We start from the raw sequence: 12255 nt of genomic DNA, 5'->3' as shown, positions 1-12255 counted from the left end.
AAGTCTTATTTATATTGTACACCAAGAAAGAGGAGAATTAAACGGATTTAACCCATTCTTCTACAGTGCCAAGTGCTTTTTCAATTTGGCTAGCGTCTTTTCCTCCAGCTTGCGCCATGTCAGGACGTCCGCCTCCGCCTCCGCCGCAAATCGTCGCTACTTCTTTAACAAGTTTGCCTGCATGATGGCCCTTAGCAATTAAATCTTTTGTTACACCTGCAATAATATTTACCTTTTCACCTTGTGGAGAAGCTAATACGATCACAGCGGATTCTAATTTTTGTTTTAAATCGTCAACCATTGCGCGAAGGTTATTCATATCCGTTGCATTCACTTTCGCTGCTAGTACATTCACACCATTAATGTTTTGCACGCGTTCAACGAGATTGCCAGCTTCAATATTGCCAAGCTTTGTAGATAGTGAATCATTTTCACGCTGAAGGTTACGAATTTCTTCTAGTAATCCTTCAACTCGCCCTACTAAATCACGCGGGTTGGATTTTACTTTTGCCGCAGCTTCTTTTAGTAAGCCTACTTGATCGTTCATTAACTGATAGGCAGCTTTTCCAGTTACAGCTTCAATGCGTCGAGTACCTGCACCGATTCCCGATTCTGATACAATTTTAAATAAACCGATAACAGACGTATTTGGCACGTGACATCCACCACATAATTCTAAGCTGTAGTCGCCTACTTGTACTACGCGCACGATATCTCCGTATTTCTCACCAAATAGCGCCATTGCACCCATCGCTTTTGCTTCGTCAATTGCTTTGTTTTCAATTTGTACAGAGATGCTGTCCCAAATCTTTTCATTAACGATTTGTTCAATTTTCTCGAGCTCTTCTTGTGTCACTTGACCAAAGTGAGAGAAGTCAAAGCGCAAGCGATCCGCTGTTACTAAAGAACCCGCTTGATTAACATGCGTTCCTAACGTATCTTTTAATGCTTGATGCAATAAATGCGTTGCCGTATGGTTTTTCACAATCGCACTGCGGTTTTCTTCATCAAGCGTCGCCGTATATGTTTCACCTTTTACAAGCTCACCGTTTGTTACAGCTACCGTTTGGACATTTTGGCCGTTTGGCGCTTTTTGAACGTCTTTTACTTGCGCTGTTCCTGCAGCACTTTGGATCGTACCTTGGTCCGCAATTTGACCGCCGCTTTCTGCATAGAATGGCGTGTGGCTTAAGATGACTTGCGCTTCTGTTCCAGCTTCAGCGCGGTCAACAAGCTCACCGTCTACAATAATTGCTTCAACAACTGTTTCTACTTCATTTTTATCATAGCCAACAAACTCACTTGCAACGGTTACTTCACCAAGTACGCCGCCTTGAACTTGCATAGAACTAGAATCTTGACGAGCAGCACGCGCACGCTCACGCTGTGCTTCCATTTCACGTTCAAAACCTGCATGATCAATTTTCATGTTCTCATCTTCTGCATATTCTTCCGTTAATTCAACAGGGAATCCATACGTGTCATATAAACGGAAAACATCTTCGCCTTGTACCGTATCACTGTTTTGCCCTTTTTCTTTTTTAATAACGGTTGCCAAAATAGCTAGTCCGTCATTTAACGTTTCGTGAAAACGCTCTTCTTCATTTTTTACTACGCGCTGGATAAAATCCGTTTTTCCCTTTACTTCCGGATAGAAATCAACCATGATTTCACCTACTACCGGCACTAGCTCGTACATGAACGGACGATTAATGTTTAACTTTTTAGCATAGCGAACTGCTCGGCGTAACAAACGGCGCAGCACATACCCACGGCCTTCATTTGAAGGAAGCGCACCATCACCTACAGCAAATGTTACCGTACGAATATGGTCAGCAATGACTTTAAATGCCGTATCTTGCTCATCATTTGTACGATATTTAGCGCCTGAAATGTTTTCTGTTGCTTCAATAATTGGCATAAACAAATCTGTATCAAAGTTTGTTTGCACGTCTTGAATAACAGAAACCATACGCTCTAAGCCCATTCCCGTATCGATGTTTTTCTTTGGAAGCGGCGTGTACGTGCCATCAGGATTGTGATTAAATTGAGAAAATACAAGGTTCCAAATTTCTAAATAGCGCTCATTTTCTCCACCTGGATATAATTCGGGATCAGTTAGGTCATTTCCATATGCTTCTCCGCGATCATAAAAGATCTCTGTATTTGGACCACTCGGACCTTCTCCGATATCCCAGAAATTACCTTCTAAACGAATGATGCGCTCTTTAGGCACGCCCATTTTTTCATTCCAAATCTTAAATGCTTCTTCATCTTCAGGGTGAACTGTTACAGATAGCTTATCTGCGTCGAATCCAATCCATTTATCGCTCGTTAAGAATTCCCATGCCCATTGGATGGCTTCTTCTTTGAAATAATCACCGATAGAGAAATTGCCAAGCATTTCAAAAAACGTATGATGGCGAGCCGTCTTACCTACGTTTTCGATATCGTTTGTACGAATGGATTTTTGTGCGTTACAAATACGCGGATTTTGAGGAATAACACGACCATCAAAATATTTTTTTAATGTAGCTACTCCACTGTTAATCCATAATAAAGATGGATCTTCATGCGGAACTAAAGATGCGCTTGGTTCTACATCATGGCCTTTTTCTTTAAAGAAATCTAAATACATTTGACGAACTTGTGCTGACGTCAGTTTTTTCATGATTGGTCCTCCTTTAATACTCTTCTTATTTATAGACAAAAAAATGATGACATAAAAGCATCTATTTTCTCCGTGTACAAAAGCAATTGCTAGTTATTTGCACACAAAAAAACTCTCATCCCTGTAGCAGGGACGAGAGTTGAACTCGCGGTACCACCCTGATTATAAATGCCAAAAGCATTTATCACCTTCATAGCTTTAACGTTGCTGACACGGCAGGTTTTAGCCTGCACTCTGGACTAGCGTTCAGCTGCTCTTTGTTTAGCGCTTCTTTCAGCCAAGGAAGCCCTTCTCTAAAAACCAGTGTGCAACGTACTCGATCCATCATTGTGTTTAAAATATGTAGCGTTTTCTTATGGCGATATTATGACAAATTAACCGCTCTTTGTCAATGTTTGAGCGTATAAGAGCGGATATGCAAAATAGATATTTTAATGACTGCTAAAATTGGCACAGCCAAAATGAGACCCAATACTCCTCCAAATTCTCCTCCTAAAAGGAGCGCAAGCATGATAAACAAAGGATGAATATGAAGACTCTTTCCTACGATAAGCGGAGACAGCACATTTCCCTCTAGAAACTGCAGCACAAAGATTATAATGACAATGGTAATAACCAACTTTATCGAGATTGTGGCTGCAATAATAGCCGCTGGAACTGCACCAATAATCGGGCCAAAATAAGGAATGATATTCGTTACACCAATAATGAAGCCTAAAAGAAGTGCATAAGGTACATGAAAGAACCACAGTGCTGCCGTGGCAATCACACCAATAATGAGACAAACAAAAAACTGCCCTCTAATATAATTGCCGAGCGATTCATTCACATCCGATAAAAAACGTTCGCCTGGTTTGTGCCACTTTTTAGGCGTGACATAAGCCGTTGCTTTCTTAATAGAGGAAAAATCCTTCAGCATATAAAAAACAATAAATGGAATAATGATTAAAATTAAAAAAGAGGTAATCAATGACTTTAATCCTTCGGCCACTTTTGTAAGCCACACGTTGAGCGTAGCCTCTACATCATCAATGCTGCCTTCAATTTTCTCATGTACACCGTTTGGAAGTGAAGTTGTACGATCATGAATCGATTCTACCCAATGTCTATATGTATTCGTAAAATGAGGCAGCTGTTCGTTTAAATCTTTTACTTGTTCCACAAAAATAGGATACGACTTATAGGCTCCAAACCCAATTCCTCCAAAAAAGATGATGTAGATCAGTAAAATAGCTAGAGGACGAGGCACGCCTTTATCATGCGTTTTTTCAATAAGCGGATGAAGTAAATATGTAATGAATGCTGCAATAAAAAAAGGCAGCAGTGCTTTTAAAAACATGTAAATAACAGGAAGCCATAAAAACTGGACTTTAAAAAAGACTAATATGCACAGCAGCGCTAATAACAGCAGTCCGAATCTATAGAACCATTTGAATGAACTATCTTTCAACGTAAACTCCTCCTCTCTTCTATTTTTTGATAAAGAAAGGAGTTTATACATGCTGTTGTCTCTTCTGCCTGCAAAAAAGCACTATTGCAGCTCAGTGCAATAGTGCTTTTTTTATTAGTGAATAGCTTTCATCATACGTTTACGCATTTTTTTCATATTTCTTTTTGTAAACATCTCTCGATCATCTGCCATTTTAAATGCATAAGCTCCAAGACCGAAAGCGACTACTGACGGAATAATTCTGCCCATTGCTCTTCCTCCCGGTAAAAAAGAATTAGAAATTAATTGTGCGCTCGTCGTCTGAGAACAAATCATCAAGCGAGCTCAATGTTCCATCTTCTTCTACTTGGTGAGTATTAATTTGTCCTTTTGAAATAGTCATTTCAATAAAACAATTCCAACAGTAATACTGATTTACACCAATTTTGCCAACGTCAATACTTTTACAGTTTGGACATTTAAACAAAGTCGACACCTCTTTATACGTTCTACTTATATAAACGCATTATGTCCACTTCTTTCCATGTCCATACTTTATTTTCTGACAATTAGCAAAGAAGGATGGCAACAAAGGAGTTTATTTAACTCTTTGTTAGCATACGAAAGGTTACATGAAATCATACGGCGTAACGTTTTCCATCCCAATATTTGCATCTTTCATAAATGGAATTTCGGGATCTTCTATGTCGTTATCCAAGCTTTCTCGAAGCAACGGCTGTAAATTCGTTTGGCGAACGCTGTCTTCATTTCGGCTAACTCCCAGCTGAAACGCTTCGTCTTCTCCGCATAAAATTAAAAACTGTTTGCTTCGCGTAACGGCGGTATAAAGTAAATTACGTCGCAGCATCCGGTAATAGCTTTTAACAATTGGAAGCACAACAATTGGAAATTCACTTCCCTGTGATTTATGAATGGAACAGCAGTATGCATGAGTTATTTGATTAAAGTCTTGCTTTGTGTAAGTTACTTCATTTCCTTCATATGAAATAACCAGCATATCCTGTTTTTCCGTATTTTCTTTGGCAAAGAAAACCGAGACGATTTCTCCCATATCTCCGTTAAATACGTTGCTATCCGGCTGATTTACAAGCTGCAGCACTTTATCTCCGACTCGGTACGTAATATCTCCGTGCTTAAGCTCTCTTCTTTGTTCAGAAGCCGGGTTGAATAATTCCTGAAGAACTTCATTCAGCTTATCAATACCTGCAGGACCTTTATACATAGGAGCTAAAACTTGAATATCTTTAGCCGTATAGCCTTTTTTTAACGCATTCCCGCAAACTTGTTGCACGACGTTCGTGATGTGCTGTCCTTGACAACGAATAAAAGAACGATCTCCTTGCTGCCTTGATAAGTCTTCCGGAAGCTTTCCTTTTTTTATTTCATGAGCCAAATCAATAATTGACGATCCTTCCGCTTGCCGGTATACATCTGTCAGCCGGACGGTAGGAACTACTTCTGAACTCAGTAAATCTTTTAACACCTGTCCCGGCCCTACTGAAGGAAGCTGGTCTTCGTCTCCAACTAAAATAACCTGTAAATTAGCAGGAAGAGATTTAAACAGCTGATGAGCAAGCCACAAATCTACCATTGATACTTCATCCACAATCAGTAATTTTCCGTCAATTGGATTTTCCTCATTATGATCAAATCCTTCTTGTCCGTTCCATTTTAATAATCTGTGAATGGTAACTGCCGGAAGTCCCGTCGCTTCGCTCATTCGTTTAGCAGCGCGTCCAGTAGGTGCCACAAGTAAAACAGGAAAAGCTTCATCTTTTTTATAATCCCCTGGATTTAACGAACATCCGTGAAGTTCTGCATAGAGTTCGACTATTCCTTTAATAACCGTTGTTTTCCCTGTACCTGGTCCACCTGTTAAGAGAAGCATCGGAGACATTAAAGCGGTTTGTATGCCCTTGCGCTGAGAAGGTGCATATTGCACGTCTAATCGCTCTTCTAGTTCACCCAGTGCCAATAAGAATTCTGATTCTGGAAACTGCTCTTCGTACTGTGTTTGAGCCATAATTTTTTGAATAGCTTTAACCAGCCCTTTTTCAGCATAGAAAAGGGGAGGAAAATAAATTTTTTCGTCTTGAATGATAAGCTTTTTGTCTGCTTTTAATGCGTCCACTTCTCTTGTAAGATCCATTTCAGACAGGTTCTCATGCCTGCTTTTTCGAAGAAGCTCTGCTGTTTTTCCATACAGTTGATCTGCCGTGACGTATACATGTCCCATTTGATTGCATTCTTGCTCAATGACATATAAAATACCTGCACGCAAACGATCAGGATGATTGGTTGCCATACCAAGCCTCTTTCCAAGTTCATCGGCCCTGCTAAAGCCAATACCTTGAATATCTTCTACGAGCTGATAAGGATTATTTTGAACAATTTCAAGCGCTTCTTGTTTGTACGCTTGGAAAATCTTCATCGAAAGCTGCGGTCCAAACCCAAGGTCTGTCAGCTTTACCATTACTTCTTCTAACCCTTGATGTTCACGAAGCTGCGTGACTAAAGCTTCTGCCTTGTCGGCTGAAAGCCTCGGAACCTCTTTTAGCACAGACTCATTTTGCAAAATACGAAAAATAGCGCGTTCTCCTAGAGCGTCCACAATGTTTTCAGCAGTTTTTTTACCGATTCCGTGAAATAAATCGCTAGACAGGTACTGAACAACCCCTTGCCTTGATTGCGGAAGTTCTTTTTTAAACTGTTCAACATGAAACTGCAGACCAAACTTTGGATGCTCTTTGAAGTCTCCGTAAAACGTGTATACTTCATCTTCATTCAGCTTAGGAAAATAGCCTGTAACGACCGTTTCTTTATCTTCAATCTCTAAATTTGTTTTTTTGATCCGTATCCGCGTAACGTTATATAAGTTTTCTTCGTTATGAAAGACCGTTACAATCGACGTGCCGCTTATATAATGACGTTCTGGCTGTGAAGGGTTCACTTGTTCTTCGTTCATGTTATCCTTCCTTTACCCGCTTTCTTAATGTTCTAATGTAGACAGAACTTGTTTGGCATTTGCTGCCATTACGTGATCTGGCTGCACGTTTAAAGCTTCATCTAACATCTCAATCGCCTTGTCTTTGTCATCTTTCATAGCATACGCTACGCCTAAATTATAAAAAGCATCGGCGTGTTCTGGCTCTTGATTGACTACCTTAAGAAATTCAGCAATCGCTTCATCTACCATTTCGAGCTGTGCTAAACAAAGACCGTACTGAAATTTTGCTTCTACATCATGTTCGTTTAGTTCTACCGCCCGCTGAAGATAAGGCATCGCAAAACGAATTTCTTCCATATGAAACAGCGTTAAACCAAGCATAAAGTACGCATCGGATGAATCTAAGCCTTTTTTGATTGCTAAATCAAAGTAGTGCTTTGCCTGCTCAAGCTGCTCTGCATTAAAATAAATATTTCCTGCTCCGTAATACGCTGTTGCCGTTTCTTCATCTAATTCAATCGCACGTTCATAAAATTTCAAAGCACGATCCATCTCACTAACAGCCGCTAACAAATTGCCAAAATTCACATACACAATTGGATCTTTTGGATTATCTTCAATTGCTTCTGAAAATGTTTTAGCAGCCTCTTCAAATTTCCCTTCCTGCATATACTGAATTCCTAGCTGATTTTTATCTGTCATTTTTTCGTTCACTCCACTGTTTTAGTTATGATTTAAGAGATTTTCACATCATGAAAATCTACAATATGTAAGTTATTAGTTTACCCAGTAAGTAAAGTATATCATAGAAAAACCTCAGCTATATACGGCCGAGGTTTTTCGTTCTTGCTTATATGAATTATACGTACCAGATTTGCTCTTCTTCTTGAAATACTTTGTCAATTGTTGCTCCGCCAAGACATTCATCGTCTTTGTAAAACACAACTGCTTGACCTGGCGTAATTGCGCGAACAGGTTCAGCAAAAATAACCTTAATTGTATCATCATCGACTTTTTCAACGGTTACTGCTGAATCAGTTTGACGATAGCGGAATTTTGCTGTGCACGTCATTGGTGACGACCAGTCACGTTCGCTTACCCAGCTGACATTGGTTGCTGTAAGAGATGTAGAATAAAGAAGCTCATTGTGAAAGCCTTGATCGACGTATAAAACATTTTTTTCTAAATCTTTTCCGACTACAAACCAAGGTTCACCGCTGCCTCCAATACCTAAACCGTGGCGTTGACCAATCGTGTAGTACATAAGACCGTCGTGCTTGCCTTTTACTTCGCCGTCAAGCGTTTGCATTACACCTGGCTGAGCAGGAAGATACTGACTTAAAAATTCTTTGAAGTTGCGTTCACCGATAAAGCAAATACCTGTGCTGTCTTTTTTCGTTGCTGTAGCAAGGCCTGCTTCTTTCGCAATTTCACGCACTTTTGATTTCTCAATTTCACCAATCGGGAACATTACTTTTGAAAGCTGATCTTGTCCTAATTGATTTAAGAAATACGTTTGATCTTTATTTCCATCTACGCCTCTAAGCATTTTATACTCCCCGTCGCGGTACGCAACGCGTGCATAATGTCCTGTCGCTAGATAATCTGCTCCTAGCGTCATTGCATGCTCTAAAAAGGCTTTGAATTTAATTTCTTTATTACACATTACATCAGGATTCGGTGTACGACCTGCTTTATATTCCTCTAAAAAGTAGGTAAATACTTTATCCCAATATTGTTTTTCAAAGTTGACTGCATAGTAGGGAATACCAATTTGATTACATACGCGAATAACATCGTTATAATCTTCAGTCGCAGTACAAACGCCGTTTTCATCCGTATCGTCCCAGTTCTTCATAAAGATTCCGATCACATCGTATCCTTGTTGTTTTAATAAAAGAGCTGCTACGGATGAATCAACGCCTCCGCTCATTCCGACTACTACACGTGTATCTTTAGGTGATTTTGTCAACTTCGCCACCTCCGTTTTCTTCATTTTAATTAAATTGTTCGCTAAAAAGCGAAAGAAACGACACAAACCATCAGTGAGGGATGAAGACCCTACTGATGGCTGCTATTTACATCGTTAGTCGCTTAACGATGTTTGCTGTTTGACGTGCGGTTTTTTCAATTTGCTCAGCTGAGTTTCCTAAGCCAAAGCTAAATCGAATAGAAGTTGTTAAACGTTCAGAACCTTTTCCAAACATAGCAACAAGCACATGAGAAGGATCGATTGCTCCCGCTGTGCAAGCTGAACCGCTCGATGCCGCAATTCCTGCTAAGTCTAAATTCACGAGCATCGATTCAACATTTGTTTTTGGAAATGATAAATTTAACACATGTGGCAGAGAATTTTCAAGATGTCCGTTAATTTCAAATGAAATACCTTCTTCTTTCAACACAGCTACCATTATTTCTTTGTATCTTCTATATTCATCTGCACGTGTTTGCAGCGTTTGTTGCGAAATTTTCACAGCTTCTTCAAACCCGACAATACTTGTCATGTTCTCAGTTCCAGCTCGTCGTTTGCGCTCTTGTTCTCCTCCAAATAGCAAAGGAGACAGTGAAACATGAGCAGCTGCATATAAAAAGCCCATCCCTTTTGGTCCGTTAATTTTATGAGCAGAAACGGATAAAAGATCGACACCTAATTGTTGCACATTTAACGGAATTAATCCATAAGCTTGCACTGCATCCGTGTGGAAATATGCTCCATGCTCTTTTAATAGAACTCCAATTTCTCCAATTGGCTGAATAGCACCTACTTCATTATTTCCAAACATCACCGACACAAGAATTGTTTGATCGGTTAGGGCTGATTTTATTTCATCCACAGATACTTGTCCGTACTCATTAACTGGTAAGTAAGTCACTTCAAAGCCCTGTGTTTCTAAATATTCACACGTATGAAGCACAGCGTGGTGTTCAATTTGCGTGGTAATAATATGATTTCCTTTATGGCGGTTTGCAAGAGCTACTCCGATCAGTGCCATATTATCTGCTTCTGTCCCACCACTTGTAAAAATCAGTTCATTTTCGTGTGCTCCAATACTTGCTGCAATCGTTTGGCGAGCTTCGTCTAAATAGCGTCGACTTTCCCGCCCGTAGTGATGAATACTAGACGGATTTCCAAAGTACTCATGCATAAAAGTCGTCATTTTCTCAACGACTGCTGGATGTATTGGAGACGTTGCTGCATGATCAACATAAATACGTTCCAAAATAAACGCCTCCTAGCTCATTATTAAATATAAAACATATAAGACGCTTGATCATCATCAGAATGATTTGCTAAATCTTCAAGCGTTGTACTATCTAGCACTTCTTTAACCGCATCTCGAATACGAATCCACAGCTCGCGTTTTGCAGGCTCTTCATCTTCAATTCCTTCTACAGGACTAATAGGACCTTCTAAAACAGAAATAATATCACCAGAAGTAATGTTAGCAGGTTCATGTGCTAAGATGTAACCTCCATAAGCTCCGCGCACGCTTTTTACAAGCCCAGCGTTACGCAGCGGTGAAATAAGCTGCTCTAAATAATGTTCAGATAAGTCATGCGTTTGAGCAATAGTTTTAAGCGAGATAGGACCTTCGCCAAAGCGCTTCGCAAGCTCAATCATAATCGTTAAACCGTAGCGTCCTTTTGTTGAAATTTTCATACGATACACTCCTTCAATACACTTTTTTTATTTATGAAAAAAATAAGACCCTCACGTTGTCACTGAATGCTGTGATGAGTCGTTTTTTACTAAGCTATATGAACTTCTCTATATGCATTTCTTGCAAATGTAACTGTTGATATTATAACATACTATGCCTATAAGATAAATTTCCACCACCTATTCACCGCTTGTGATACAGTGAAACAAAAGAAAGGAGAAAAACATGGCTACAAAACCTCTCGCATTTCGAATGCGTCCGACTCATTTAGATGACGTTATCGGACAGCAGCATTTAGTTGGCAAAGATAAAATGATTTATCGAATGGTAAAAGCAAATCACTTAAGCTCGATGATTTTATATGGACCTCCAGGCGTTGGAAAAACAACAATTGCCACGGCTATTGCAAAAACAACCAACACGGCGTTTCGTCAGTTGAATGCCGTTGTAAACAATAAAAAGGATATGGAAATTGTCGCCGAAGAAGCCAAAATGTCAGGCAAAGTAATTCTCCTGTTAGATGAAGTTCATCGCCTTGACAAAGCTAAGCAAGACTTTTTGCTTCCTTACTTAGAAAACGGCATGATCATTCTAATCGGAGCGACAACAAGCAATCCTTATCACGCAATTAATCCTGCTATTCGAAGCAGATGCCAAATCTTCGAATTAAAATCTCTTACGCCAGATGATATCAAAATGGCGCTAACAAGGGCGCTCAACGACTCATCAAACGGATTTGGGGATAGAAAAATTATCGTAGAAGATGACGCCATGAACCACTTTGCCAACAGCTGTAACGGTGACGTGCGCTCGGCTTTGAATGCTCTGGAACTGGCTGTTTTATCAACAGGTGACAGCGATGGTAAAATCGTTATTACCTTACAAACGGCAGAAGAATGTCTGCAGCAAAAATATTTTTCACATGATAAAAATGGTGACGCTCACTATGATGTATTATCGGCTTTTCAAAAATCGATTCGCGGCAGCGACGTAAATGCCGCTCTTCATTATTTGGGACGGCTAATTGAAGCAGGAGACTTGATCAGCATCAATCGTCGCCTTTTAGTCATTGCCTATGAAGACATTGGACTAGCTGATCCGGATGCCGGCATGAGAACTCTCGCAGCTATTCAAGCAACTGAGCGATTAGGACTCCCAGAAGCACGTATCCCGCTTGCAAACGCCGTTATTGAGCTTTGTCTATCACCGAAGTCCAACGCTGCTTACAAAGCATTAGATGAAGCGATAAGCGATATTAAAAAAGGGCTTTCCGGCGACGTTCCCCCTCATTTGAAGGATGCTCATTACAAAGGAGCAGAGAACCTTGGCCGAGGCGTTGAATATCAATACCCGCATGATTTTGATAACGGATGGGTCCTTCAACAGTATTTACCGGATCGCATCAAAAACAAACAATATTTTCATCCTAAACAAAATGGACAAGAAAAATACTTTTCAAAAGTTTTCAATCGTTTAGAGACATTAAAAAAAGAAAATGGCTGAAACTGTTGCTCAGTTTCAAAGC

At 39.9% G+C, this 12255-nt stretch carries 10 protein-coding genes; 1 reads left to right on the top strand and 9 read right to left on the bottom strand.

Annotation, left to right across the window (positions count from 1 at the left end; genetic code table 11):
- Positions 1–37 precede the first annotated feature (37 nt).
- The 9 genes from alaS to cymR form a co-directional block, all read right to left on the bottom strand.
- Positions 38–2671, bottom strand: a complete 2634-nt coding sequence (gene alaS, locus ACFX4W_RS08975; RefSeq protein WP_377559359.1) for an alanine--tRNA ligase — start codon at positions 2669–2671, stop codon at positions 38–40.
- A 388-nt stretch (positions 2672–3059) separates the two neighbouring features.
- The gene (locus tag ACFX4W_RS08970; protein ID WP_013059290.1) at positions 3060–4121 is read right to left on the bottom strand and encodes an AI-2E family transporter; all 1062 of its coding nucleotides are present in this window, start codon (positions 4119–4121) and stop codon (positions 3060–3062) included.
- Between the two features lie 114 nt (positions 4122–4235).
- Entirely contained in the window at positions 4236–4370 is a 135-nt protein-coding gene (locus ACFX4W_RS08965) for a YrzQ family protein (RefSeq protein WP_013059291.1), read from the bottom strand.
- Between the two features lie 25 nt (positions 4371–4395).
- On the bottom strand, positions 4396–4587 hold the full coding sequence (locus ACFX4W_RS08960; protein WP_013059292.1) for a hypothetical protein: 192 nt from the start codon (positions 4585–4587) through the stop codon (positions 4396–4398).
- A 141-nt stretch (positions 4588–4728) separates the two neighbouring features.
- The gene (recD2, locus tag ACFX4W_RS08955) at positions 4729–7086 is read right to left on the bottom strand and encodes an SF1B family DNA helicase RecD2 (RefSeq protein WP_013059293.1); all 2358 of its coding nucleotides are present in this window, start codon (positions 7084–7086) and stop codon (positions 4729–4731) included.
- A gap of 24 nt (positions 7087–7110) precedes the next feature.
- Positions 7111–7770 (bottom strand): tetratricopeptide repeat protein, encoded by a 660-nt coding sequence (locus ACFX4W_RS08950; RefSeq protein ID WP_013085089.1) that lies wholly within the window; start codon positions 7768–7770, stop codon positions 7111–7113.
- A gap of 157 nt (positions 7771–7927) precedes the next feature.
- On the bottom strand, positions 7928–9040 hold the full coding sequence (gene mnmA, locus ACFX4W_RS08945; RefSeq protein ID WP_043976151.1) for a tRNA 2-thiouridine(34) synthase MnmA: 1113 nt from the start codon (positions 9038–9040) through the stop codon (positions 7928–7930).
- 106 nt (positions 9041–9146) lie between these two features.
- Positions 9147–10289, bottom strand: coding sequence for a cysteine desulfurase family protein (locus ACFX4W_RS08940; protein WP_025750574.1), 1143 nt, complete (start codon positions 10287–10289; stop codon positions 9147–9149).
- 23 nt (positions 10290–10312) lie between these two features.
- The gene (gene cymR, locus ACFX4W_RS08935) at positions 10313–10729 is read right to left on the bottom strand and encodes a cysteine metabolism transcriptional regulator CymR (protein ID WP_013059297.1); all 417 of its coding nucleotides are present in this window, start codon (positions 10727–10729) and stop codon (positions 10313–10315) included.
- A gap of 226 nt (positions 10730–10955) precedes the next feature.
- Between cymR and ACFX4W_RS08930 the strand changes: the two genes are divergently transcribed.
- Complete coding sequence (locus ACFX4W_RS08930) at positions 10956–12233, top strand: replication-associated recombination protein A (protein WP_377559358.1); 1278 nt, start codon at positions 10956–10958, stop codon at positions 12231–12233.
- The last annotated feature ends 22 nt before the right edge of the window (positions 12234–12255 follow it).

The organism is Priestia sp. YIM B13489 (assembly GCF_042787645.1).
Taxonomy (GTDB): Bacteria; Bacillota; Bacilli; order Bacillales; family Bacillaceae_H; genus Priestia; species Priestia megaterium.
Note: the sequence above shows the minus strand (reverse complement) of the source record. Positions and strands in the feature narration are given on the sequence as shown.